Origin of the sequence: Pantoea trifolii (assembly GCF_024506435.1) — a bacterium.
Classification (GTDB): Bacteria; Pseudomonadota; Gammaproteobacteria; order Enterobacterales; family Enterobacteriaceae; genus Pantoea; species Pantoea trifolii.
In genome coordinates, this window is sequence record NZ_JANIET010000001.1 from 2,078,946 (window position 1) to 2,103,300 (window position 24,355).

The 24,355-nt window shown below is 55.0% G+C and carries 22 protein-coding genes; 10 read left to right on the forward strand and 12 right to left on the reverse strand.

Annotation, left to right across the window (positions count from 1 at the left end):
- Positions 1-13: 13 nt before the first annotated feature.
- From dcp to guaD, 5 genes are all read right to left on the reverse strand, one after another.
- Positions 14-2,062, reverse strand: coding sequence for a peptidyl-dipeptidase Dcp (dcp, locus tag NQH49_RS09675; protein ID WP_256696480.1), 2,049 nt, complete (start codon positions 2,060-2,062; stop codon positions 14-16).
- 72 nt (positions 2,063-2,134) lie between these two features.
- A complete protein-coding gene (gene xdhC / locus NQH49_RS09680) occupies positions 2,135-2,917 on the reverse strand; it encodes a xanthine dehydrogenase accessory protein XdhC (RefSeq protein ID WP_256696481.1) in 783 nt (260 codons plus the stop codon).
- The gene (xdhB, locus tag NQH49_RS09685) at positions 2,904-5,270 is read right to left on the reverse strand and encodes a xanthine dehydrogenase molybdopterin binding subunit (RefSeq protein WP_256696482.1); all 2,367 of its coding nucleotides are present in this window, start codon (positions 5,268-5,270) and stop codon (positions 2,904-2,906) included. Before xdhB ends, xdhC begins: the two co-directional genes overlap by 14 nt.
- Entirely contained in the window at positions 5,260-6,702 is a 1,443-nt protein-coding gene (gene xdhA, locus NQH49_RS09690; RefSeq protein ID WP_256696483.1) for a xanthine dehydrogenase small subunit, read from the reverse strand. The genes xdhB and xdhA overlap by 11 nt, the downstream gene beginning before the upstream one ends.
- Complete coding sequence (gene guaD, locus NQH49_RS09695; protein ID WP_256696484.1) at positions 6,699-8,027, reverse strand: guanine deaminase; 1,329 nt, start codon at positions 8,025-8,027, stop codon at positions 6,699-6,701. Before guaD ends, xdhA begins: the two co-directional genes overlap by 4 nt.
- 384 nt (positions 8,028-8,411) lie before the next feature.
- On the opposite strand from guaD, the gene ydfG reads away from it, so the two are divergent.
- Positions 8,412-9,158, forward strand: coding sequence for a bifunctional NADP-dependent 3-hydroxy acid dehydrogenase/3-hydroxypropionate dehydrogenase YdfG (ydfG, locus tag NQH49_RS09700; RefSeq protein WP_008104194.1), 747 nt, complete (start codon positions 8,412-8,414; stop codon positions 9,156-9,158).
- Positions 9,159-9,294: 136 nt separating this feature from the next.
- On the opposite strand, the gene NQH49_RS09705 is transcribed toward ydfG, so the two are convergent.
- Positions 9,295-9,621: a YnfA family protein gene (locus tag NQH49_RS09705; protein ID WP_256698409.1), complete on the reverse strand. Its 327-nt coding sequence runs from the start codon at positions 9,619-9,621 to the stop codon at positions 9,295-9,297.
- A 133-nt stretch (positions 9,622-9,754) separates the two neighbouring features.
- Between NQH49_RS09705 and NQH49_RS09710 the strand changes: the two genes are divergently transcribed.
- Positions 9,755-10,090, forward strand: coding sequence for a DUF1283 family protein (locus NQH49_RS09710; protein WP_256696485.1), 336 nt, complete (start codon positions 9,755-9,757; stop codon positions 10,088-10,090).
- A 52-nt stretch (positions 10,091-10,142) separates the two neighbouring features.
- The gene (locus NQH49_RS09715; protein ID WP_110866185.1) at positions 10,143-10,439 is read left to right on the forward strand and encodes a DUF1161 domain-containing protein; all 297 of its coding nucleotides are present in this window, start codon (positions 10,143-10,145) and stop codon (positions 10,437-10,439) included.
- Positions 10,440-10,470: 31 nt separating this feature from the next.
- Here the strand turns inward: NQH49_RS09715 and NQH49_RS09720 are convergent, their stop codons facing one another.
- Entirely contained in the window at positions 10,471-11,931 is a 1,461-nt protein-coding gene (locus NQH49_RS09720) for an MDR family MFS transporter (RefSeq protein ID WP_256696486.1), read from the reverse strand.
- A 387-nt stretch (positions 11,932-12,318) separates the two neighbouring features.
- Here NQH49_RS09720 and NQH49_RS09725 point away from each other — a divergent pair, with 387 nt between their 5' ends.
- From NQH49_RS09725 to osmV, 4 genes are read left to right on the forward strand one after another with little or no spacing between them, the layout of a single operon-like run.
- The gene (locus NQH49_RS09725) at positions 12,319-13,035 is read left to right on the forward strand and encodes an ABC transporter permease (RefSeq protein ID WP_256696487.1); all 717 of its coding nucleotides are present in this window, start codon (positions 12,319-12,321) and stop codon (positions 13,033-13,035) included.
- A 16-nt stretch (positions 13,036-13,051) separates the two neighbouring features.
- On the forward strand, positions 13,052-13,978 hold the full coding sequence (locus tag NQH49_RS09730) for a glycine betaine ABC transporter substrate-binding protein (RefSeq protein ID WP_256696488.1): 927 nt from the start codon (positions 13,052-13,054) through the stop codon (positions 13,976-13,978).
- Positions 13,979-13,987: 9 nt separating this feature from the next.
- On the forward strand, positions 13,988-14,635 hold the full coding sequence (gene osmW / locus NQH49_RS09735) for an osmoprotectant ABC transporter permease OsmW (RefSeq protein ID WP_008108902.1): 648 nt from the start codon (positions 13,988-13,990) through the stop codon (positions 14,633-14,635).
- Complete coding sequence (gene osmV, locus NQH49_RS09740; protein ID WP_256696489.1) at positions 14,635-15,771, forward strand: osmoprotectant ABC transporter ATP-binding protein OsmV; 1,137 nt, start codon at positions 14,635-14,637, stop codon at positions 15,769-15,771. The genes osmW and osmV overlap by 1 nt, the downstream gene beginning before the upstream one ends.
- Before the next feature lie 144 nt (positions 15,772-15,915).
- On the opposite strand, the gene NQH49_RS09745 is transcribed toward osmV, so the two are convergent.
- From NQH49_RS09745 to NQH49_RS09760, 4 genes are all read right to left on the reverse strand, one after another.
- Positions 15,916-17,289 (reverse strand): nucleobase:cation symporter-2 family protein, encoded by a 1,374-nt coding sequence (locus NQH49_RS09745; RefSeq protein ID WP_256696490.1) that lies wholly within the window; start codon positions 17,287-17,289, stop codon positions 15,916-15,918.
- Between the two features lie 179 nt (positions 17,290-17,468).
- A complete protein-coding gene (bioD, locus tag NQH49_RS09750; protein WP_256698410.1) occupies positions 17,469-18,170 on the reverse strand; it encodes a dethiobiotin synthase in 702 nt (233 codons plus the stop codon).
- Positions 18,171-18,275: 105 nt separating this feature from the next.
- Positions 18,276-19,493, reverse strand: coding sequence for a sugar metabolism global transcriptional regulator Mlc (gene mlc / locus NQH49_RS09755; RefSeq protein ID WP_256696491.1), 1,218 nt, complete (start codon positions 19,491-19,493; stop codon positions 18,276-18,278).
- A gap of 134 nt (positions 19,494-19,627) precedes the next feature.
- On the reverse strand, positions 19,628-20,524 hold the full coding sequence (locus tag NQH49_RS09760; protein ID WP_256696492.1) for a LysR family transcriptional regulator: 897 nt from the start codon (positions 20,522-20,524) through the stop codon (positions 19,628-19,630).
- A gap of 94 nt (positions 20,525-20,618) precedes the next feature.
- Between NQH49_RS09760 and NQH49_RS09765 the strand changes: the two genes are divergently transcribed.
- The 3 genes from NQH49_RS09765 (at position 20,619) to NQH49_RS09775 (ending at position 23,851) form a co-directional block, all read left to right on the forward strand.
- Positions 20,619-21,875, forward strand: coding sequence for a multidrug efflux MFS transporter YnfM/SxtP(Kp) (locus NQH49_RS09765; RefSeq protein WP_256696493.1), 1,257 nt, complete (start codon positions 20,619-20,621; stop codon positions 21,873-21,875).
- A 168-nt stretch (positions 21,876-22,043) separates the two neighbouring features.
- On the forward strand, positions 22,044-22,301 hold the full coding sequence (locus tag NQH49_RS09770; protein ID WP_154156201.1) for a hypothetical protein: 258 nt from the start codon (positions 22,044-22,046) through the stop codon (positions 22,299-22,301).
- A 365-nt stretch (positions 22,302-22,666) separates the two neighbouring features.
- A complete protein-coding gene (locus tag NQH49_RS09775; protein WP_256696494.1) occupies positions 22,667-23,851 on the forward strand; it encodes a sugar transporter in 1,185 nt (394 codons plus the stop codon).
- An 83-nt stretch (positions 23,852-23,934) separates the two neighbouring features.
- Here NQH49_RS09775 and bhsA read toward each other — a convergent pair whose 3' ends face one another.
- Positions 23,935-24,192 carry a multiple stress resistance protein BhsA gene (bhsA, locus tag NQH49_RS09780; RefSeq protein WP_256696495.1) on the reverse strand — a complete coding sequence of 86 codons (258 nt, stop codon included), beginning with the start codon at positions 24,190-24,192 and terminating at the stop codon, positions 23,935-23,937.
- Positions 24,193-24,355 lie beyond the last annotated feature (163 nt).

Below are 24,355 nucleotides of genomic sequence, written 5' to 3' on the forward strand. Positions count from 1 at the left end.
ATCAATGGCGACCCTACGACTCTAATCCACGGTTTTTCAGCATTGGGCCGATTTCCGGCTCTTTGCCGCGCCACGCCAGCCACAGATGCTGCAAATCGGTGCTGTTTCCGCGAGACAGAATATGCTCGCGGAACTGCTGACCGTTTTCTCGCGTTAATCCCCCGCGTTCGACAAAGGCTTGATAGCCGTCATCGGCCAGCATCTGCGTCCAGATATAGGCGTAATAGCCAGCTGCATAACCGCCGCCCCAGATATGACGGAAATAGCTGGAGCGATAGCGTGGTGGAACCGCCGCCAGCGCAATGTTTTCGGCCGCCAATGCCTGTAATTCAAAGTGGCTGACGTCCTGCGGATTGTCGTGCGTGGTCAGTGAATGCCACTGCAAATCCAGCAGCGCGGCGGCGAGCAGCTCGGTCATGTCGTAGCCTTTGTTGAACTTCGCGGCACGCACCATCTTGTCGCGCAGCTCAGCCGGCATCGCCTCACCGGTTTTGTAGTGGCGCGCATAGTTGGCAAACACCGCTTCGTTGCTGGCCCAATGCTCATTAATCTGCGACGGAAACTCGACAAAGTCGCGCGGCGTGGCGGTGCCCGATAAGCTCGGATAGCGTTGCGACGCGAACAAGCCGTGCAGCGCATGACCAAACTCATGGAACAGCGTGATCACCTCATCCCAGCTCAGCAGCGCCGGCTGACCTGCCTGCGGCTTGGTGTAGTTGCACACGTTGTAGATCACCGGTTTGGTGCCGAGCAGCGTGGTTTGGTCGACGAAATTACTCATCCACGCGCCGCCGCTTTTGTTATCACGTTTGAAGAAGTCGGTGTAGAACAGCGCCAGCGGCGTGTCGTCGGCATCGAAAATCTCGTAAACGTTGACGTCGGGATGATAAACCGGCAGATCGTGGCGTTGGCTAAAGCGGATGCCAAACAATTGGCTGGCCGACCAGAACACGCCCTTCTCCAGCACATTATTCAACTCAAAGTACGGGCGGATTTGGCTCTCATCCAGCGCGTATTGCGCTTTACGCACCTGCTCAGCGTAGAAATTCCAGTCCCAGACGCGCAGCGGGAAACTGTGATGTGAGGCTTCAATCGCCTGCTGAATATCGGCAGCTTCGCGTTCGGCGCGGGCCCGCGCGGCGGGTACGATATTGCGCATAAAGGCAAAAGCCGCCTCCGGCGTTTTCGCCATCTGATCCTGCATGCTCCACTCGGCATAGGTTTTGAAGCCGAGCAGACTCGCCTGCTGGGCGCGCAGTTGCGCCATACGTAACACGATGTCGCGCGTGTCGTTATCATCGCCCTGCTCGCTGCGCGTTAGCGCCTGCTGGAACAGCGCTTCACGCGTGGCGCGCACTTCAAGGGCTTGCAGCGCCGGTTGCTGCGTGGTGTTTTGCAGCGCAATCAGCCACTCGCCGTGCAAACCACGCGCTTCGGCCGCCGCTTTGGCGTGCGCCAGCTCTTCCTCGCTTAATCCCGCCAAGGCCGCCACATTGCTCACCACATAAGCACCGGCTTTGGTGGCTGCCAGCAACTTGTTGCCGAAACGGGTGCTGAGGCTTGCTAATTCCTGATGGCAGGCACGCAGCTGGGTTTTATCCGCGTCGTTCAGGCTGGCGCCTGCCAATTGGAAATGCTGCCAGGTGACTTCCGCCAGACGCATCGCTTCAGCATCCGGACACTGCGAGCCGCGATGCTGGTAAACGGTATCGAGGCGAGCAAATAGCTGGCTGTTCAGGTAGATTTCATCATTGAGCGCGGTGAGTTGCGGGGTAATCAGTTCATCGATTTCCTGCAGGCGATCGCTAGTGTTGGCGGAAGTCATGGCACCAAACACCAGATTCACGCGCTTCAGCAACTGGCCGCTGCGTTCCAGCGCCTCAAAGGTGTTGGCAAAGGTTGGCGCGTCAGGATTGCTGGCGATCGCCGCCACTTCGCGCCGTTTCTCTTCAATCCCCGCTTCCAGCGCCGGCAGAAAATCCTCTTCCTGAATCTGGTCAAATGGCGGGGTTTGATACGGCAAGGTGCTGGCGGTGAAAAACGGATTGGCTCGTGAATTCATTATCGCTCCTGATAATCAGCAACGCCGCACGGTGGCGGCGGGATGGTTCTATCCTGGCAGTTTCCTCGTCACTCAACAACTTATCGCCTGCTGCTGATAAACGCTGATGATTTCTCCCGCCACCGCCACGGCAATTTCCGCCGGTAACTTGCCCTTCACATCCGCCAAACCAATCGGGCAGCGCAAACGTGCGAGGGAATCTGCCGCAATGCCTTTGCCCTCTAAGCGATAGCGAAAGCGCTGGGCTTTAGTGGCAGAACCAATTACACCGGCATAGCGAAAATCGCCCCGGCGCAAGATCGCTTCGCTGAGCGCCAGATCGAGAGGATGATCGTGCGTCATCACCACAAAATAGCTGTCGGGCGCGGCTTCCTGCACGCAGTCAATCGGATCCTCAACCTGACGCACCGTCACGCCGGGCGGCACGGCGCGAAACTGCGCGGCGCGGCTGTCAATCCACGTGATGCGGCACGGCAAAGTGGCAAGCAGATTTACCAGCGCCTGGCCAACGTGACCTGCACCGTACACCTGGATTTCCGGCTGCTGCTGCATCAGCGGTTCAAACAGCAAAGTGGCGTGACCACCGCAGCATTGGCCGAGACGCGCAGCCAGCGCAAACTCTTCACTGCGCGGCTGGGTGCAGCGCTGCTGCAGCATCTCGCGCGCCTGCGCAATGCATTGATATTCGAGATGGCCGCCGCCAATGGTGAGAAAAGTGTCAGTGGCGCTGACCACCATTTTGCTACCGCGATCGCGCGGCACGGAGCCCCGCTCGCTGAGCACGGTAATCAGTACACAGCTTTCGCGTTTTTCCCGCAGGCTGTGCAATACGCCGATCCAGTCATGATAAATCATGTTCCGCTCCCGATAAGCGCTGAATCCCCCAGAATACCCGCTCCGGCGTGGCGGGTGCGTCCAGCTGCGGATGGCGACGATAGTTATCAACGCTGGCAACCGCATCCTGTAGCGCGCACCACACGGCGATGCCCAACATGAACGGCGGTTCGCCGACGGCTTTGGAGTGGAACACCGTGTCCTGCGGGTTTTTGCGGTTCTCAACCAGCGTGACGCGCAAATCACTCGGTACATCGCTGATCGCCGGGATTTTGTAGCTGGCCGGGCCATCGGTGAGCAATTTGCCCTTGTCGTTCCACACCAGTTCTTCGCAGGTGAGCCAGCCCATGCCCTGCACAAAACCGCCCTCAACCTGGCCGATATCAATGGCCGGATTCAGCGACGCGCCCACGTCATGCAAAATGTCGGCGCGCAGCAAACGGTATTCGCCGGTCAGCGTATCCACCAGCACTTCACAGCAGGCCGCGCCGTAGGAGAAGTAATAGAACGGTTTGCCGCGTCCGGCAGCGCGATCGTAATGAATGCCTGGCACTTTGTAGAAACCGGTGGCAGAAAGCGGCACCTGATTAAGCCAGGCTTGCTGCGCAACCTGAGCGAAGGTGAAGTGTTTCTCGCCGACGCGCACAATGCCGTTGCTGAAATGCACCGCTTCTGCCGCGCATTGATGTTGCTGACACAGCATCTCGGTTAAGCGATCGCGCAGGATTTGCGCCGCATTCTGCGCCGCTTTGCCGTTAAGATCGGCCCCGCTGGACGCCGCAGTTGGCGAGGTGTTGGGCACTTTGCCGGTATCGGTGGCAGTCACCTGAATCTGGCTGATATCAATCTGCAGCACTTCCGCCACAATCTGCGCCACCTTGGTGTTTAAGCCCTGACCCATTTCGGTGCCGCCGTGGTTGAGCTGCACCGTACCATCGGTGTAAATCAAAATCAGCGCACCGGCCTGATTGAGGAAGCTGGAGGTAAATGAGATGCCGAATTTTACCGGCGTCAGCGCCAGTCCGCGTTTCATAAAACGGTTGCTGGCGTTAAACGCGCTGATTTCACGACGCCGCGCGGCGTAATCGCTGCTGGTTTCTAGCTGCGCGGTCATCTCATCCAGCAGATTGTCTTCCACCTGCTGATGGTAATGGGTGATGTTGCGATCGGTTTTGCCGTAATAATTGCGTTTGCGCAGTTCGAGCGGATCTAATCCGAGCTCGCGTGCGACGTGATCCATGATCTGCTCAATCGCCACCATGCCTTGCGGCCCGCCGAAGCCACGATAGGCGGTGTTCGAAGCGGTATGCGTGCGGCAACGATAGCCGGTAATCAGCGCATCGCCGAGGTAATAGGCGTTATCGGCGTGGAACATCGCGCGATCGACTATCGATCCGCTGAGATCGAGCGAATAACCGCAGTTGCCGGCCAGATCGATCTTCACGCCACAGAAACGACTATCGTCATCGACGCCAACATCGTAGCGGACAAAAAACGGATGGCGTTTGCCGGTGATCTGCATGTCGTCGCGGCGCGCCAGGCGCATTTTTACCGGTTTACGCAGCTGACGCGCGGCAATGGCACACAAACACGCCACGCCCGCCGCCTGCGTCTCTTTACCGCCAAAGCCGCCGCCCATGCGCCGCATATCAATGGTGACTTTGTTCATAGTGATGCTCATCACTTCCGCGACCAGCTTCTGCACTTCGGTGGGGTTTTGCGTCGAGGAGAACACCTGCAAGCTGTCATCTTCGCCGGGGATCACCAGCGCCATCTGGGTTTCCAGATAGAAATGTTCCTGACCGCCGATGTGAAATTCGCCCTGAATACGACGTGATGCACGCGCCAGCGCGGCTTCGGCATCACCGCGTTGGTGAATGTGCGGCTGCTGCACAAAGAAGCGCTGTTCCAGCGCTTCACGCACGTCGAGCACCGCGGGCAGCGCTTCATACTCAACAATTGCCGCTGCGGCACCGGCACGCGCCGCTTCCGGAGATTCAGCCGCCACGGCTATCACGATCTGACCGAAATATTCGATTTTGTCCTGCGCCAGCAGCGGATCACCGGGTTCCAGCGGACCCACATCATTGAGGCCCGGCACATCGCGCCACGTCAGTACGCTGACCACGCCAGGCACCGCGTAACACGGCTGCACATCCAGTTTTTTGATGCGCGCATGCGCGTGCTCGCTCAGTCGTGGACAGAGATGCAGCAATCCCGGCAGATCGGGCTTGTCGTCGATATACAGCGCTTCACCGGAGACATGCTTGTCGGCACTTTCGTGTTTGTTACTGCGCCCCACGCCCGTTTGCATGCCGGTGGCGAACTGGGTTTTCAGCAGCGTTTCGTTCAGTTCCGGACGGTTATGAGACATAGCGCGATACCTCAGTAAGGGTCAGCTCGCCAGACGCTTGTGCGTAATAGCGGCGCAACAGATTGCGCGCCACCTGCAGGCGATAGTTGGCACTGGCGCGAAAGTCGCTCAGCGGCTGAAAATCCTCGCTCAATGCAGCGCAGGCTTTTTCAATGGCGCTAAGATTCAGCTGCTGACCCAGCAGTTGGGCTTCAGCCGCCAGCGCACGCTTCGGCGTGGCGGCCATGCCACCAAAAGCCAGTCGCGCTTCCACAATCACACCTTCCTCGACTTGCAGATTGATGGCGGCGAACACGGCGGAAATATCATCATCCAGCCGTTTCGCCACCTTCCACGCTGTAAAGTTGGGTGACACCGTCACTTTAGGGATGGAGATGCTGCGAATGAATTCCCCCGGCAGCAAGACCGTTTGGCGATAGGCAGTAAAGAATTGATCAAGCCGGACTTCTCGCTGCTTATCGCCCTGCTGCAAAACCAGACGCGCATTCAGTGCCAACAGCATCGGCGCGCAATCACCAATCGGCGATGCGTTACCAATGTTGCCGCCGAGCGTGCCCTGATTACGGATTTGCAACGAGGCAAAACGCTCTAGCATGCTGCTAAACGCCGGAATGTACTGCGCTAAAAACTGATAGCAATGATGCAATGAGGCGGCAGCGCCAAGATAAAGATGTGTTTCATCTTCGTGGCAGACCTTCAACTCATCAACCTGCTCCAGCGCAATCAGCAGCGGCAGACGCTTATATTGCTGGGTGATTTGCAGCGTCAGATCGGTGCCACCGGCCACCAAACGGGCATCGGGATATTGCTGATAAAGATCGGCGAGCTGCGCGAGCGTTTTTGGCAGATAGCAGCGGCTGCCTGCGGCTTCAATAATCTGGACTTCGGTGTTGCTGAGCGCCTGTAAACGCTGCACTAACGCGGGTGCATTGGCACTGAAGGCATCCGCAACAGGTTGTTCGCATGCCTGCTGCGCCGCATCCATGATCGGACGATAACCGGTACAGCGACACAAATTACCTGCCAGCGCCTGTTCCGCCTGATGACGATTCCAGCCAGCGCTGTTTTTCTGCAGGGTAAACAGCGACATCACGAAACCCGGCGTGCAGTAACCGCATTGCGACCCGTGGCAATCCACCATCGCTTGCTGCACGCTGTGCAGTTCGCGGCCCTGCTTGAGATCTTCCACCGTAATCAGCTGCTTGCCTTGCAGGCTGCTTACCAGCGTCAAACAGCTGTTGACCGCCTGATACTGCATCTCGCCATCCACCACTTTACCGAGCGTGACGGTGCAGGCACCGCAGTCGCCCGAGGCACAACCCTCTTTGGTGCCGCGACGCTGCTGCTGGCCGCGCAGGTAGTTAAGCACAGTGAGATTGGGATCGAGCTCGCGTTCGGTAATTAAACGATCGTTGAGTAAGAACTGGATCATGCGATTTGCTCCTCACTTTCGCGCTGCCAAACCGGCTTGCCGCTCACCCAGGTTTGCGCAATGTTGCGGTCGTCGCCAAGTGTCATCATCACAAATAGCCGCTCCCAGATATCTTTGCTGTTGGCGTTTCGCAGCTTTTGCAGCGGCGACATCGCCGGATCGAGCACCACAAAATCAGCCTCTTTACCGGGATTAAAGTTGCCGATGACGTCATCGAGGTCGAGCGCGTGTGCACCGCCCAAAGTGGCGTGATAGAACGCTTCGCAGGCGCTGAGTTTGTACTGCTGTAGCTGGCCGACTTTGTAGGCTTCGCCCAGCGTTTGCAGCAGATTAAAGGTGGTGCCAGCCCCCACGTCGGTGCCAATGCCCATGCGCACGCCCTGCTGCCAGCAGCGTTTGATGTTGAATAAGCCGCTGCCGAGGAACAGGTTTGACGTTGGACAAAAGGCGATCGATGAATCGGTGTCATGCAGGCATTGCCACTCTTGATCTTCCAGATGCAAACAGTGCGCAAACACGCTGCGTTTGCCGGTGAGTTGGTGGTGATGATAGACATCGAGATAGCCCGCCCGCTCCGGGAATAACGCTTTCACCCAGGCGATCTCCTGCTGGTTTTCACTTAAGTGCGTGTGCATCCAGACATCAGGGAACTCCTCACGCAGTTGGCGCACTTTGTCCAGCAGTTCGGGCGACGAGGTCGGCGCGAAACGTGGCGTGAGTGCGTAGCTCAGACGACCGCGTTGATGCCAGCGCTCAATCAGTTCACGCGTGTGCTGATAGCTCTCTTCCGGCGTTTCGGTCAGGTATTCCGGTGCGTTGCGATCCATCATCACTTTGCCAGCGATGAGCCGCATATTAAGCTGCTGTGCCGCGCTGAACAGGGAATCCACCGACTGCTTATGCACGGTGCCGAACACCAGCGCGGTGGTGGTACCGTTCGACAACAGCTGATGCAGGAAAAACGCCGACATTTTTGCCGCGTGGTCGGGACAGTGATATTGGCTCTCCACCGGGAAAGTGTATTGGTTGAGCCACTCCAGCAGCTGTTCGCCAAAGGCACCGATCATTTCGGTTTGCGGGTAATGGATATGGGTATCGATAAAACCGGGCACGATCAGTTTGCCGCGCAGATCGGTGACGCGCGTGTGATCGACGCGCCCTTCCGCGATTTGCCAGCTCTCAAGGCTGACCACTTTGCCGTCACGCAGCGTTAATAAGCCATCTTCGAGATAGCGCGCGTTGGCAGCGATGTCGTCTGGCTGCGCGGCCAGAGCGGTGAAATCAAAGAAGCTGGCGCGCAGCAGCGTTTCGGGTGCGTAAGGCATAATGGTTCCTTGGTGCTTTTTTATTAGTGCAGGTGATTGCCTTAAAGATAGTTTGCAAAGCGCATGCCAATGCAAAGAACAAAAAATACTGTTTACTTTCAATATAATAGATTGATTTGGCGGGTTTTCGTGTCAAGCCTGGCTAGCAAACGTATGCGCAACCGGTTGCCTGGGTTCGCAAACGGTTGCGATTTAACATTGCGCTAAGTTTTACCTGACATGGCGAGTTGATCGCCCGCAAACGTGCGCCTTTGTGGTGCGCTGATGCACTCGCGATGTGCAGGAAAGATCCTGCAACACGCTGCCTTTGGTTTTCATGAGCATGGGTTCGAGGTTAATGCTAAGGTGTGGCTGATAACCTGAAATCGTTTAAGGAACAGTGAGATGATTATTTTTGTTACTGGCGCAACCGCTGGTTTTGGTCAAAGTATCACCCGCCGCTTCATTGCTACAGGTCATAAAGTGATCGCCAGCGGACGTCGCGCTGAGCGCTTAAAAGAGTTGAAAGATGAGCTGGGCGATAATCTGTATACCGTTCAGCTGGACGTGCGTAATCGCGCCGCCATCGATGAAGTGATTGCCTCCCTGCCCGCTGAATGGCGCAATATTGATGTGCTGGTGAACAATGCTGGCCTGGCGCTGGGTGTGGAACCGGCGCACAAAGCCAATATCGAAGACTGGGAAAATATGATCGACACCAACAACAAAGGGTTGGTGTACATGACGCGTGCGGTGCTGCCTGCGATGGTGGAGCGCAACGTCGGTCATATCGTGAATATCGGTTCGATTGCGGGCAGCTGGCCCTATTTGGGTGGCAACGTGTATGGCGCGACCAAAGCGTTCGTGCGCCAGTTCAGCCTGAATCTGCGTACCGACCTGCACGGCACCGCGCTGCGCGTGACCGATATCGAGCCAGGTTTGGTGGGCGGCACCGAGTTCTCCAACGTGCGCTTCAAGGGCGATGATGATAAAGCGGGCCAGGTTTACGAAGGCACCACCGCGTTAACGGCGGAAGATGTGACCGAAGCGGTCTATTGGGTAACGACGCTGCCTAAGCACGTCAACATCAATACGCTGGAGATTATGCCGGTGACGCAAACCACTGCAGGATTGAAAGTGCATAAAGGTTAATCGCGGTTATACGCTGTTTGATCGAGATACCCGGGGATACCCGGGGCGACCATCCCGTGAGGCGCTCCGGCGGCTTTCGCCGCTACGACCTCATCGGGATGTTTCCCCTAATATCCAATGCCTGTGTTGCCGGTTATTACACCCGGCCCCAACCTGTCACGATAATCAACATGCCGCTAAAGGCGACCAGCGCACCGACCCAATCCCATGTACTGAGTTTTACGCCATCCACCACGCGCAGCCAGATCAGCGCGGTTAACACGTATACGCCGCCATAGGCTGCATAGACGCGCCCGCTCGCGGCGGGATGCAGCGTCAACAACCAAACAAACAGCGCCAGACTTGCTGCGGCGGGCACCAGCAGCCAGGCCGTCATGCCCTTCTTCAACCATAGCCACGGCAGGAAACAGCCAACAATTTCCGCTATCGCAGTGATAAAAAACAGCAAGGCGGTTTTTACCAGCATAGAAAATATCTCACTAAGCTAAACAAAGCGCTCACCGCTGGTGAGCAAAGAAGCAGCGATGATATACTAGCGCCCATGGTTGTTACAGCCGCGATCCCGGCTGTGCTGGTGTTAACTGAAGGAAATGACGATGAAAAAACTGTTATCCGCCCTGTTGGCGACCGTGGTGACGTCGAGCCTGTTAATGGCTGCGCCAATTGCGTGTGCCAAAACCGATCGCCTGATCATTGAAGATGGCAGCAGCGCCTCCAGCAATGAAGCCGCGCGCCAGAGCAAAGAGCAGTGGAACGATACTAAAAATCTGCGTAACAAGGTCAATACCCGCGTCGAGAAAGAGTTCGATAAAGCGGATAAAGCCTTTGATACCCGCGACTCCTGCGAAAAGAGCTACAACGTTAACGCCTATTGGGAACCGAATACGCTGCGTTGCCTTGACCGCCGCACCGGACGTCCAATTGCACCTTAATCGTTTATCACTGCTATAGTTTTGACAGGATTTCTGACCAAAGGAGTGAATGATGAAAAAACGTAATGCAGTACTGCTGATGGCGATGTTGTCGCTGCCGGTATTGGCGCAGGCGTCTTGTGAAAGCGTCAAAGCGGACATCAGCAAAAAAATCATTAACAACGGCGTCGCCGAATCGGACTTCACGCTGGATATCGTGGCCAATGATCAAGCCGATCAGGTCGGCGGCCAGGTTGTGGGTCATTGTGAGAACGACACACAGAAAATCGTCTACAAGAAAAATGGCCGTGATGGTGACAGCACCGTGCCAGACAGCGCGGGCAGCTCTCAGGATACGCCAGCGCAGTAAACTTTCGGGCGGCTCTCTGGCCGCCCTGCTTTTACTCCACTTCCGGCCTTTGCCGCGGCATTATCCACGCCACCCACAACGTTAGCAGCGCAATCAGCAACGACACTACAAACACCCAATGTAAAGAACTGGCGATTTGTCCGGTCCAGTCATGCAATGTCGCCTCCGACAGCGTCTGACGGCTTTCAGGCGCCATGATTTTCTGCATCGGATCGTCGGCCTGCGGCAGACGCAGCGACAAGTTGAGGTTCAGCACCGCGCCCAATAACGCGGTACCAATCGCCGAACCGATCATGCGGCTGAACATGATTGAGGCGGTGCAAATGCCGCGAATGTCGTAATGCGCATGGTTCTGTACCGATACCAGAAACGTGGTGCTGGTCATGCCCATGCCGGTACCAATCACAAAGGCGGTGAATCCGGCCTGCACGATTGAGCTGTCGCTGCGCAGTAGCAGCAGCAACGCGCTGCCAGCAATCAGCAGCAGCGCGCCCAACTGCGCGGTGAAGCGATAGGAGGTGATAAGCATCAACCTACCGCTCAATGTACTGGCCAGCGGCCAGCCAATCGACATCATCGCCAGCGCGCTGCCGGCCTGCAGCGGCGTGCCGCCGGTGATGCCCTGAATCCATGTCGGCAAAAACGCGCTGATGCCCATCATGCTGGCACCGATAATCAGGTTGCCGATGTTGCCAGCAACGATGAGCCGACTGCGCCAGATTTCCAGCGGAAACAGCGGTGCATCAGCACGCTGTTCATGATGTTTTAAACGCCAGGCGGCGATGACTGCTAGCAGCAGGAATGGCAGCAGCCAGAAGCCGAGCACTTCGGCCTGTAACAGCGCGACTAATAATGCCGTCACGCAGATCATCAGCCAACAGCTGCCGGTAAGATTGAGCGTGGTGGCCTGATTTTGCTCACGCGATGGAAGGAAGCGCGCCAGCAGCAACATGGCGATCGCGCCAATCGGTACGTTAACCCAGAAAATCACCGACCAGCTAAAGTGCTGTACCAGCCACGCGCCGCTCAGCGGGCCAATAATTGCCGCCACGCCCCAGACGCTGGAGAGCCAGCCTTGTACGTTGGCGCGTTCACGCGGCGAATAGACGTCAGCCACAATGGTGGAGGTCAGCGGCATAATCGCGCCGGCACCTAAACCCTGAAAAGCGCGAAACAAAATCAGCCACGTCATGCTGTGGGCGAATCCACACAGAATCGATCCCAGCAGGAACAGCGATACGCCTATAAACAGCAGCCGTTTGCGGCCCCACATGTCTGCTAATCGGCCATAGAGCGGCACGCTGACGGCTTGTGTCAGTAAATAGATGGAAAATACCCAGCCAAACTGCGAAAAGCCGCCAAGATCGGCAATGATGGTCGGCATCGCGGTGGCCACGATGGTGACTTCAATCGCCGCCATAAACATAGCGAGCATGCAGCCGATAAGAATCCAGTGGCGATGTTCCGTGTTCAATTCTGCAGTTTCAGTCATACGTCTCCCTAATTTCTAACAAGGCTAGCTGAAAATTCACCAGACCAGTTTCCTCTGCGTGCGCCCCATCTGTGACGAGGTCACTTATTTCGATGAAAATTTTTTATTGTCGTATGATGCCTTATTCCATGCGGGTTAGCTGCGGTTTTTGATTATTTCTATCTGACTGATTTTGCCGCAGAAACTGGCACTTATCGACAAGCATTGCTATAGGTCTAAGCGGTGCTTTCCAGTTATTCACTGAAAAAGCATCTGCTAATAGTCATTTTAACTGCAATTTAACGGGGTGAAGGATTTTCGTATGTGTGCGTTTTTGACACTGCGCCGCCATCCTGGGAATGACATCACCACATCGAACGATTTTTTTGAATCAGGGAGACACTGGCTATGCAAAATGCATCGCTCGCCCGCCGCGCTGGGCTGGCTCTGCTCGCGATTGTTGCGGTGATTGCCCTGCTGGTTTGGGGGCTGGGGCTGAACACGCTGCGCGACCGTCGGGAAGATTTGATCTATCTCGGGCAGCAGCATCTGTTTTTGGTGTTTTGGTCAATGTTCTTTGCGCTGCTGGTGGGCATCCCCAGCGGGATCTTGCTGAGTCGTCCGTTTGCCCGTCGCTGGGCAGAGTACGTGATGCAAATCTTCAACGTGGGTAACACGCTGCCACCACTGGCGGTATTGGCGCTGGCGATGGTGATTGTCGGTATCGGCGATCGTCCCGCGTTGATTGCCCTGTTCCTCGCCTCGCTGCTGCCGATTGTGCGTAATACTTTTGCCGGTTTAAGCGCGGTACCGCCGTCGCTAATCGAAGCCGCCAACGGTATAGGTATGACTAAGTTTCAGCGTTTGCGTCAGGTGGAAATTCCCAATGCGCTGCCGGTGATTCTGACAGGCGTGCGTATCGCCACGGCGATTAACGTCGGTACCGCGCCATTGGCGTTTCTGATCGGCGCCAGCAGCTTTGGCGAGCTGATCTTCCCTGGTATCTACCTCAACGACTTCCCTACGCTGATCCTCGGCGCTGTGGCCACCGCGCTGGTTGCGCTGTTGCTCGACATGCTGCTTGCAGCATTGGGACGTTATCTCAGCCCGCACTCTGCGGCTTAACACAAGGAGTTTTGTGATGGCCACTGCCAACAAGCTGGCGCGCTGGGTAAAACGTACTGCGCTGGCACTCACCGCGACGCTGGCAATCAGCCAAAGCGCCGCTGCTGCAACACCCATCACCATGGCAACCAAGAGTTTTACCGAGCAGCACATCCTCTCCGCGATGACGGTGATCTGGTTGCAGAAGAAAGGTTTTCAGGTGATCCCCAAGACCAATATCGCCACCACCATTGGTCGTAACGCGATGATCAACAAACAGATTGATATGACGTGGGAATACACCGGTACTTCGCTGATCATCTTTAACCACATCAATAAGCCGATGTCGACGGAAGACGCTTATAAAACGGTAAAACAGCTGGATGCGAAGTTGGGGCTGGTCTGGCTCAATCCTGCACCGATGAACAATACCTATGCGTTTGCTATGCAACGCGATCGCGCGGACAAAGAAGGCATTAACACCATGTCGCAACTGGTGGCGAAGCTGGAAGAGGTACGCAAGAACGATCCGGATCATAACTGGAAACTCGGTTTGGACCTGGAGTTCTCGGGCCGTTCCGATGGCCTGAAGCCGCTGCAGAAAGCCTACAACATGCCGCTCGATCGTCCGCAGATTCGCCAGATGGATCCCGGCTTAGTCTACAACGCGATTCGCGATGGTTTTGTTGACGCGGGTTTGATCTATACAACCGATGGCCGCGTGAAAGGTTTTGAACTCAAAGTGTTAGAAGATGATAAGCACTTCTTCCCGAGTTACAACGTCACGCCGGTAGTGCGTCAGGATGTGCTGGAGAGTCATCCAGGTCTGGATAAGGCGCTTAATCAGCTTTCCGCATTGATTAACGACGAAGCGATCACCGAGATGAACAAGCGAGTCGATATTGATCATCAGTCGCCGCAACAGGTGGCGCGTGATTTCCTTCAATCTAAGAACATGCTGTAAGGAGGCGCTGTGGATACCTTGCATTACATCATGAATAACTGGCACACCTTGATGTCGCTCACCTGGCAACATACCTGGCTGGTGCTGGTAGCGGTAGGTTTCGCCATTATCGTTGGCGTGCCGCTGGGCATTTTGATTGTGCGCTTTAAGTGGCTGGCCACGCCGGTGCTCGGCATCGCCACCATTGTGTTAACCATTCCTACCATTGCGTTGTTTGGTTTGATGATTCCATTGTTTTCTATGATCGGTCAGGGCATTGGCGCCCTGCCCGCGATTACTGCGGTGTTTCTCTACTCGCTGCTGCCGATTGTGCGTAACACCCACACCGCGCTGGAAAATCTGTCTCCCGGACTGCGCGAAGCTGGTCGTGGGATTGGCATGACTTTCTGGCAGCGTCTGCGCTGGGTGGAAATTCCGATGGCGCTGCCGGTGATTTTTGGCGGTATTCGTACGGCGGTGGTGATGAACGTTGGCGTAATGGCGATTGCCGCCGTGATTGGTGCAGGCGGTTTGGGCCTGCAACTGCTCGACGGTATCAGCGGCAGCGATGTGCGCATGCTGATTGCCGGTGCCTTGATGATTTGTTTGCTCGCGATTGTGCTTGATTGGCTGCTGCACCGTTTGCAGTCGGCGCTGACTCCTAAGGGGATTCGATAATGATAAAACTGGAAAACCTGACGAAAACCTTTACGCAAAAGAACGGCACGTCTCTCAATGCCGTGGATAACGTCAGCCTGGAAGTGCCTGCCGGGGAAATGTGTGTGCTGCTCGGCCCATCGGGTTGTGGCAAAACCACTACGCTGAAGATGATTAACCGCCTGATTCCTTCTTCAAGCGGCAGGATTTTGATCAATGGTGAAGACACCAGCGGACAAGATACCGTTACCCTGCGCCGCAATATTGGTTACGTGATCCAGCAGATTGGTCTGTTCCCGAACATGACCATCGAGGAGAACATTACCGTGGTGCCGCGCATGCTGGGCTGGGATAAGAAGCGCTGCCGCGAACGCGCCACGGAATTGATGAGCATGGTGGCGCTCGATCCGACCAAGTTCCTGCATCGCTATCCGCGTGAAATGTCCGGTGGTCAGCAGCAGCGTATCGGCGTGATTCGCGCACTGGCCGCTGATCCACCGGTTTTGCTGATGGATGAACCTTTCGGCGCGGTCGATCCGATCAACCGTGAAGTGATTCAGAACGAGTTCCTGGAAATGCAGCGTCAGTTGAAGAAGACCGTGATGCTGGTTAGCCATGATATTGATGAAGCGCTGAAGCTCGGCGACCGCATTGCCGTGTTTGGTCAGGGCAAAATTGTGCAGTGCGCCAGCCCGGATGAGCTGTTAGCCAAACCGGCGAACGACTTTGTGGGCTCCTTTGTCGGTCAGGACCGTACGCTGAAACGTTTGTTGCTGGTGCAGGCTGGCGATGTCACCGATCAGCAGCCCACCATCACCGTGCAGCGCACAACGCTATTGCAGGACGCTTTCGCTTCCATGGACGATAACGATATGCGCTCGGTGACGGTGGTTGATGAAGATGGCAAGCCGCTGGGATTTGTGAAGCGTCGTGAAGCGCGCGGATCCACGGGCCGCTGCGAAGAGATGCTGCATACTTTTAAAGTGACCGGCAAAGCAGAAGAGAACCTGCGCGTGGTGCTGTCGAAGTTGTATGAGCACAACACGGTATGGATGCCGATCGTCGATGAGGAAGGTCGTTATAGCGGTGAGATATCGCAGGATTACATTGCCGATTATCTCAGTTCTGGACGTACGCGCCGTCGTTTGAATCCATAAAACCGTAAGCAGTCGCCGAGGGGCATATGGCAGATCGTAAAGTCGCCATAAATCATCCCTGAGGCTCAGCCCGCGCCTTCCCTGGCGCGGGATGCTTTACTCCTCTGCCATATGCCCCTCGGCTATTTGACTCCGTGCGCTTTGTTAGCGTGATTCCTCAGCCGTTTTTGCCGCTACAGCTTCGCTGCGCTCTGAAGGCAGTACTACATTCAAAATAATCGCCAGCATCCCACCGGTGGTGACCGCGTGACCAAACAGGTTGCTAATCAGCGTGGGAAATTGTTTCAGCACATCAGGCACTGCTTCCACACCCAAACCGATACCAAACGATACGGCAACAATCAGCATCTCGCGACGGCCAAGCGGCGTTTGCGTCATCACGCGAATACCTGCCGCCACCACGCTACCAAACATCACAATGGTCGCGCCGCCCAACACCGGCGGTGGAATCTGCTGCAGCATATAGCCAATTGCCGGGAACATACCGAGCAGCACCAACATCACGCCGATCACCATGCCAACGTAACGGCTGGCGACGCCGGTCATCTGGATGACGCCGTTATTTTGCGCAAAGGTGGTGTTGGGAAAGGCCGAGAATACGGCGGCGAGCAAACAGCTGATGCCATCGGCAAAAATACCGCCCTGCATGCGGCGCTCAAACGCTTCGCCTTCAATCGGCTGCTGCGACAACATGCAGTTCGCCGTAAGATCGCCCACCGCTTCAATCACGGCAATCACCGATACCAGGGCGATGGGAATGAAGATGGTCCAGTCAAAGGCAAAACCAAAACGGAACAGTTCTGGCAGAACCAGCCACGGCGTATCGCCCATTGGTTTGAGGGTGAGATGACCGGTTAACGCTGCGGCGATACAGCCCGCTGCAATGCCAGCAACCACGGCAACCAGCCGCGTCCAGCGATTTTGCGAACGGTTAAGGACGATTATCACCAGCAGGGTCAAGGCGCCGAGCGCCAGATTACCCGGTGCGCCAAAATTGCTGGCGTTATGGCCACCAGCCCAATCGGTGATGCTGACTTTGATCAGGCTGATGCCAATCAATGTGATCACGGTACCGGTGACCACCGGCGTCAACACTTTGCGCAATGGCGCGATGCAGCGGCTGATTAGCATCGGAATCATCGCCGCCACCAGGTTGCAGCCAAAGATCATCGCCATGATCTCTTCCGGCGATCCACCGCGCGCTTTGACCATCAATCCGCCCGACAAAATCACGCCCAGAAAGGCAAAACTGGTGCCCTGCAGGCAGATCATGCCGGCGCCAATGCCCATAAAGCGGCGCGCCTGCAGGAATGTACCCAAACCGGAAACCAACAGCGACATGCTGATCAGATAAGGGATCCATGCCTGCAATCCCAAAACGGAACCAATAATCAGCGGCGGCGTAATTATGCCGACGACGCTGGCCAGCACATGTTGCAGTGCGGCACAAAATGCAGGCAATGGACCGATGCGGTCATTCAGCCCATACAACAAACCTTTCTCATCTGATTGCGACATACAGGTGCTCCGGCAAGATATTCATCAGAGCAGCTGATGCATGAATCACGCCAGAGAAGAGAATGCAATAAAATACAGGGAGTAAAGGATTGAATAATAGAGGAATTAATTCGTTAAAAAGGATGGCTGAATCTGAATCATTAGATTCAGCCATTGATAATTTGCGGCACTTTGTTTCATCAGGCCGCAGGCTTTGCACTGTTGTCGTGCGTAATATTGTCATCGAGCAGCGAAATATCCAGATAACCGCTCAGTTCCCGCTGCTCTGCACGCGGCAGGTAAGGCAACTCGCCTAATAAAGGTGCACCTAGCTTCTCGCTCAAAACATCAATAATTTCAGCGTAATGCGCCAGGCCGGGATTAATACGGTTTGCTACCCAACCCGCCAGTTGCAATCCATCCTGCGCAATGGCCTCGGCGGTCAGTAAAGCGTGGCTGATGCAACCTTCCTTAATGCCTACAACCAACACAACCGGCAAATGCTCCTGCCGCACCCAATCGGACAAAGGCTGCAAGTCGTTCATTAAACTGCGCCAACCGCCGGTGCCTTCCACCACCACGCGCGCGGCGCGCTGCTGCAAATCGTTCAAACTGCGAGTGAGTAACGGATAATCAATGCGCTGCGTCGGGCTGGTGCTGATTTCGTCCTCTTCCAGGGCGATAGGATTGACGGCGGAATATGTGAGAGTGAGGCCCGAAACTTGCTGTAACAGCAGTGCGTCTTTGTTACGTAAGCCTTCGGTTGTGCGCTGCGCACTTTTGGCGACAGGTTTGAAACCTGCGGCGCAGAGATCTGCCTTGGCAAAGCACTGCAATAACGCGCGGGATACCACGGTTTTACCCACCGCGGTGTCGGTACCGGTGACAAAAAGCGTTTTCACCATTCTCCTCCTTCATTAAAGCGATGTGTAACGTGCGAAGGAGGCAGTTTAAGGAAATGTTTTCGCAGGCAGATTGCGTTAGGACAAACTTAAGGCGAGCTGTCATTATCCCTGCAACAGTTTTACCAATAAATGGCCGCTATAGAGCGCGTCTTTTATCAGCGCTGCACCGCCAAAAGTACCGGGATCGCTGAACGCCGTTGGTGTGAGCTGGATTTCACTGCTGTAAGCGGGCAACGCCTGCTGACGAATGGTACTGCTCACCGCAGGGAACAGCACATCGGCGGCCTGATTAAGCGGCGAACCGATAAGGATTTGTTGAGGATTAAAGATGTTTACCATCATCGCCAGCATGCGGCCAATATGATGTCCGACGCCAGCAATCACATCACGCGCCAGACGATCGCCCTGCTGCGCGGCAGCGCATAAGCTCTCAATCGTCAGCGGTGCCTGATGCAGCAAACTGTCTGGCTGCGACGGCAAACGCTGGGCGGTGAGAGTAAGCAAGCTTCCGATGCTGGCGACGGTTTCCAGACAGCCATTATTGCCGCAATAACATTGCTGGCCGTAAGGATCGATTTGCGTATGACCAATCTCCACCAGCGTACGACCATTTTTATGCAGCAGTTGTCCGCCGCTGATCACGCCCGCACCGACGGTTTCATCGATCACAATCTGAATGACATGTTGTGCGCCGCTGGATGCGCCAAACAGTGATTCGGCTAACGTCCAGGCAGAAATATCATGCTGCACGAACACCGGCAAACCGGTGCGCTGCGCCAGCGTTTCTCCCAGCGGCATATCCTGCACGTCGTAACCCGGCATACGATGTACCACGCCAGAAGCCGCGTTGATCAATCCCGGCAAAGTAATGGCGATGGCGGTCAAACGCTCCAGCTTGCTTTGATGACGAATAAAGAAGTCATTTACCAAATCCAGCAAGGTTTGCAGCAGCGGTTTTTCGGCGCTGGCGTACAGCGGCAAGCGATCTTCCTGCAGCGCGCGGCTGCTGAGATCGCGCAGCGTTAGCGTAATGAATCCGGGCTGAATGCGTACGGCGAGATAGTGCCAGGCGAGCGTATCGAGGATCAAACCAATCGCTGGACGACCGCGACTGCCGGGTTCCTGAAACTCGGTTTCCTGTACCAGATGGGCATCGAGCATTTCACGCACGATTTTGGTAATGCTGGCGGGTGCTAACTGGGCACGTTTAGAAAGCTCAATACGCGAAATCGGGCCGTAAAGGTCAATCAGTCGGTAAACCACACCTGCGTTGGTCTGTTTTATCTGATCAATATGACCAGGTTGACTGTACAGATTCACGCCCTGCTCCCATTATTTTCGCGCTTCTAAATAAACAGCAGCTATGGTGATGCAGATTGACCAGCAGCGTCAAATATTTGATTAGAAATGTGATTTATCGCACATAAAGTTTATGTCCTGCTTCACCAACTGGTTCAATTCTCCGCGTTTTGTAGCATCAGCGACATCATGTTGGTCATTTGTGCCGTCGGTTCTCGGGTCGCCGACCAGACCAGCCAAACCTCAGAAATCGCGTCGTTCTCCTGCAAAGGGATCCACACCACATCGGCCAAACGTGCACGGCGGAACGACGCCGGCAGAATTGACACGCCAAGACCGGTTGCCACCAACCCCAGAATAGTCATCGCCTCGCCCACTTCCTGAGTAATAAACGGTTTGATTTGATAACGATGCAGCAGCGCCAGAATTTCACCGTACAACGCGGTGCCGCCTTGCGGATCGAAAAATACAAATGGCTCGTTAGCTAATGCCTGAATGGAAATCGACTCTGCATCGGCCAGCGGATGCGCCCAATGCACTACCGCGCATAGCGGCTCCCGCAGTAGCACGCGGTGCTGCAGATCGCTGGGCAGCGGCGTATTGCGCATCACACCGAGATCGAGCCGGTCGTCATGAAGTGGCGCAAGTTGCTGCCGCGTGTTGTTCTCCTGCATCTGAATGTGCACTTCTGGCCAACGCTGGCGGAATTGGTACAGCGCGTCAGAAACCAGACCGGTAAACGGCGCTGAGGAGGTAAAGCCGATACGCAACTCGCCCTCCTGCCCGCTATGCACGCGTGCGGCGCGGCGGGCGGCCTGCTCGACCTGTAACAAAATGGCACGCGCATCCTGCAAAAACAGCGCGCCAGCGGGCGTGATCTGCACGCTGCGGTTGGTGCGGGTAAACAGCTGCGCACCAATTTCCTGTTCCAGCTGCTGAATCTGCTGACTCAACGGCGGTTGTGAAATATTCAGGCGCTGCGCGGCACGACCAAAATGCAGCTCTTCAGCGACGGCAATGAAATAGCGTAGATGGCGCAATTCGACATTCATATTTTAAACGTCTCATTTAAGATTATTAATATATTGTACAACCTATTAACCCTTTCCTACAGTAACCCCATGATGGTTCTAACTAGGATGTTCCGTGAGTCGCTCTTCCCAGGCAGTGATACTCGATGAAGACGAGTTGTCCGTAAAGCCTGCTTCAACTGCAACCCCTTCAGAGTGGATTGAACGCGGATCGCCGCAGTTTATGCGTGTAACGCTGGCGTTGTTCTCCGCCGGTCTTGCCACTTTCGCTTTACTGTATTGCGTGCAGCCGATTCTGCCGGTGCTATCGCAGCAGTTTGGCGTTTCTCCGGCGCAAAGCAGTATTTCTCTCTCGCTCTCTACCGGCTTAATGGCGTTGGGATTGCTATTTACCGGGCCGCTATCGGATGCCATTGGGCGTAAATCGGTGATGGTTACCGCACTGTTGCTCGCCGCCATCTGCACTTTGATTTCCGCTACCATGAGTAGCTGGCAAGGCATTTTGCTGATGCGCGCGCTGATTGGCTTATCGCTGAGCGGCGTTGCGGCCGTTGGCATGACCTATCTGAGTGAAGAGATTCATCCACGCGTTATCGCCTTTTCCATGGGGCTGTATATCAGCGGTAACTCGATTGGTGGCATGAGTGGAAGATTGTTAACTGGCGTACTGACCGATTTCTTCTCCTGGCGCGTTGCGGTGGGCGTCATTGGGTGCTTCGCGTTGGCGGGTGCGCTGATGTTCTGGAAAATTCTGCCTGCATCCCGACATTTTCGTCCGGCGTCGCTGCGACCGCGCAGTTTATTGATCAACTTCCGTCTGCACTGGCGCGATAAAGGTTTGCCGCTGCTGTTCGCGGAGGGCTTCCTGCTGATGGGCGCGTTCGTCACGCTGTTCAACTACATCGGGTATCGCCTGTTAAGTGCGCCGTGGTCACTGAGTCAGGCGGTGGTTGGATTATTGTCGGTGGTGTATCTGACCGGTTCATGGAGTTCACCAAAAGCGGGCGCGATGACCAGCCGTTTTGGACGCGGTCCTGTGATGATTGGCGCGACTGCAATTATGCTGGCGGGATTGCTGCTGACGGCGTTTAACTCGCTGTGGCTGATTTTGCCCGGCATGATGCTGTTCACCGCCGGATTCTTTGCGGCACACTCGGTTGCCAGCGGCTGGATTGGCCCGCGCGCGCGTCGTGCTAAAGGCCAGGCATCGTCACTTTATCTGTTCAGTTATTACGTCGGTTCCAGCGTGGCCGGTACTTTAGGCGGCGTGTTCTGGCACAGCTACGGCTGGATGGGCGTAACGCTATTCATTAGCCTGCTATTATTAATGGCTTTGCTGGTTGGCTGGCGTTTGCAGTGCCGAAAACTGTAATACCTTTCATCTGTTAAACGGGGCGAATACGCCCCGTTCTCATCTCAAGTGGACGCCACACGGCGATCCCACAGTCCCAGATAAAACAAAATGGCTATTCGTCGCTATAATTCATTCCATTCCAACAATAGTTAGACTTTTTTTATTTCACAGCAATGAGGTCGTTAGATGGGACTCTATTATTACGTCGATAAGCACGCCGGCTATAACGACAACCATGTAGTACATGCAACGGGATGCCCGTTCTTACCCGCCGATGAGGCACGCCGTTTTCTTGGGACTTTCTACACGCCAAATGCCGCCATCCAGCAAGCACGTAAATTTTATGCCAGCGCGCTGGGCTGCGAGCATTGTTGTCCGGTTGGGGTAAAAAAAAACATGACGACTCAAAATAGCGTGGCACTAAAACACATGGTGAGACTCTGATAATCATGATTTGAGCGTGGTAGGGTAACCCCGCTGTTTTGTTAAGCACCGCTGAGGCGTTTCAAAATAACTATAATTTTACGTGTAATAATAACTGGACCTTAAGGCGTTCATTAGGGCGTCAGGTCCAGTCGCCTCTTCCCTCATTTCACCATTCCTGATTATTCTCGGCTTGATGCCAGAAAGCGTAATAACCTCAGGCTATTAACCACGCCTCCCAAGATAAAAAATAATCAGTAATAAAAGCCCGACAAACGGTTTCCCTTCGTTCATTAATGCTCCACAATAGCGGGAATTTGTGACCTCGGTCACTTTCTGGGGTGCCTTTTCGCCCTTTCACTCGCCGTCTGACAGATTTGAACTCCATGCAATCTACTACTGTTTCCCGTAAAACGGCCTGGCTACGCGTTGTATTGCTGGCTATTGCTGCTTTTGTCTTTAACACCACAGAATTCGTGCCTGTCGGTTTGCTGTCAGATATCGCTGCCAGCTATGACATGAAGACTGCCGATGTTGGCATCATGTTGACCATCTATGCGTGGGTCGTCGCACTATTGTCGCTGCCGTTGATGCTGTTAACGCGCAATATTGAGCGTCGGCTGCTGTTAGCCGTGCTGTTCATCGTGTTTGTCGCCAGTCATGTGCTCTCGTCCGTGGCATGGGATTTCACTTCGCTGGTTATCTCGCGCATCGGTATTGCCTTGGCGCACGCGGTGTTCTGGTCAATTACCGCTTCGCTGGCCATTCGCGTGGCGCCTGCGGGTAAGAAAACTCAGGCGTTAAGTATGCTGGCAACCGGTACCGCGCTGGCGATGGTGCTGGGCGTGCCGATTGGGCGTATCGTCGGTCAATATCTTGGCTGGCGTACCACCTTCGGCATGATCGGTTTGTCTGCATTGGTGTTGCTGATTTTGCTGATGCGCATCCTGCCGCGTCTGCCGAGCGAGCATACCGGTTCATTGAGCAGCGTACCGATGCTCTTCCGCCGTCCGGCGCTGGTAGCCATGTACATTCTGGTTACCGTGGTGGTGACGGCGCATTACACCGCTTATAGCTACATCGAACCCTTTATGCAGGTGGTCGCTAATGCGGATGACAATTTCACTACCCTGCTTTTATTGCTGTTTGGATCGGCGGGTATTATCGGCAGCGTGCTGTTCAGTACGCTGGGCAATAAATTCCCGTCAGCGATGCTGATCGCTGCTATCGCGATGATCACCTTAAGCATGGGCTTGCTGGTGTTTGCCGCAGTGCGTCCCGCTGCAATCACCGTGCTGTGCATCGTTTGGGGCATGGCAATGATGATGATTGGTCTGGCGATGCAGGTGCGCGTGCTGGCGCTGGCGCCGGATGCTACCGACGTCGCAATGTCGCTGTTCTCTGGTATCTACAACATCGGTATCGGCGCGGGTGCGCTGCTGGGAAATCAGGTCAGTTTGCATATGCAAATGTCGGACGTCGGTAACGTCGGCGGCATTATTGGCCTTGGAGCACTGTTCTGGTGTATCGCTATCTTCCGCCGCTATCCTCAACTGCGTTCTAACGGATAAGAAAAAAGGCTTCAGAAGGATTATCTTCTGAAGCCTTTTATTCACTTCTTACAGAATGCTTCATCGCACTCCGATCAACTCTCTTAGTTATAAATTACTGCTGTGCCATTTAGCTTGTTGTTGCCAGAGGTCGAAGTGATGCGGAATGACTTTGCTCCGGCAGCATTGGCCTTTTCCGCTAGCTGATTCTCCAGCGATGTCAGGTTGGTGCTACCTGATGCGCTAACCACACCAATTTGTTGTTGATTTAGCGGCGCTTCGTTTACTAAGTCTGCAGCCATGCTACCAAAAGCGATTGAGGACAATGCTACAGCAGCCAGGGTCAGTTTGATGCTTTTCATAATTTTGCTCTCTTAAACAGATGAATTAGGGTCGGTCGCGATTAAGTTAACAACCGTTAATTAAATGCTACTGCCGAAAGGGCGTGCTCGTCAATCATTTTATTAACGGTCATTATTTTAATCGAAAGTGGCGTGATTATGGGCTTCCCAGCCCTTTTCAACT

Coding starts and splice junctions, on each gene's coding strand:
- dcp (WP_256696480.1), bottom strand. CDS start 2,062: ATGAATTCACGAGCCAATCCGTTTTTCACCGCCAGCACCTTGCCGTAT.
- xdhC (WP_256696481.1), bottom strand. CDS start 2,917: ATGATTTATCATGACTGGATCGGCGTATTGCACAGCCTGCGGGAAAAA.
- xdhB (WP_256696482.1), bottom strand. CDS start 5,270: ATGTCTCATAACCGTCCGGAACTGAACGAAACGCTGCTGAAAACCCAG.
- xdhA (WP_256696483.1), bottom strand. CDS start 6,702: ATGATCCAGTTCTTACTCAACGATCGTTTAATTACCGAACGCGAGCTC.
- guaD (WP_256696484.1), bottom strand. CDS start 8,027: ATGCCTTACGCACCCGAAACGCTGCTGCGCGCCAGCTTCTTTGATTTC.
- ydfG (WP_008104194.1), top strand. CDS start 8,412: ATGATTATTTTTGTTACTGGCGCAACCGCTGGTTTTGGTCAAAGTATC.
- NQH49_RS09710 (WP_256696485.1), top strand. CDS start 9,755: ATGAAAAAACTGTTATCCGCCCTGTTGGCGACCGTGGTGACGTCGAGC.
- NQH49_RS09715 (WP_110866185.1), top strand. CDS start 10,143: ATGAAAAAACGTAATGCAGTACTGCTGATGGCGATGTTGTCGCTGCCG.
- NQH49_RS09720 (WP_256696486.1), bottom strand. CDS start 11,931: ATGACTGAAACTGCAGAATTGAACACGGAACATCGCCACTGGATTCTT.
- NQH49_RS09725 (WP_256696487.1), top strand. CDS start 12,319: ATGCAAAATGCATCGCTCGCCCGCCGCGCTGGGCTGGCTCTGCTCGCG.
- NQH49_RS09730 (WP_256696488.1), top strand. CDS start 13,052: ATGGCCACTGCCAACAAGCTGGCGCGCTGGGTAAAACGTACTGCGCTG.
- osmV (WP_256696489.1), top strand. CDS start 14,635: ATGATAAAACTGGAAAACCTGACGAAAACCTTTACGCAAAAGAACGGC.
- NQH49_RS09745 (WP_256696490.1), bottom strand. CDS start 17,289: ATGTCGCAATCAGATGAGAAAGGTTTGTTGTATGGGCTGAATGACCGC.
- NQH49_RS09760 (WP_256696492.1), bottom strand. CDS start 20,524: ATGAATGTCGAATTGCGCCATCTACGCTATTTCATTGCCGTCGCTGAA.
- NQH49_RS09770 (WP_154156201.1), top strand. CDS start 22,044: ATGGGACTCTATTATTACGTCGATAAGCACGCCGGCTATAACGACAAC.
- NQH49_RS09775 (WP_256696494.1), top strand. CDS start 22,667: ATGCAATCTACTACTGTTTCCCGTAAAACGGCCTGGCTACGCGTTGTA.
- bhsA (WP_256696495.1), bottom strand. CDS start 24,192: ATGAAAAGCATCAAACTGACCCTGGCTGCTGTAGCATTGTCCTCAATC.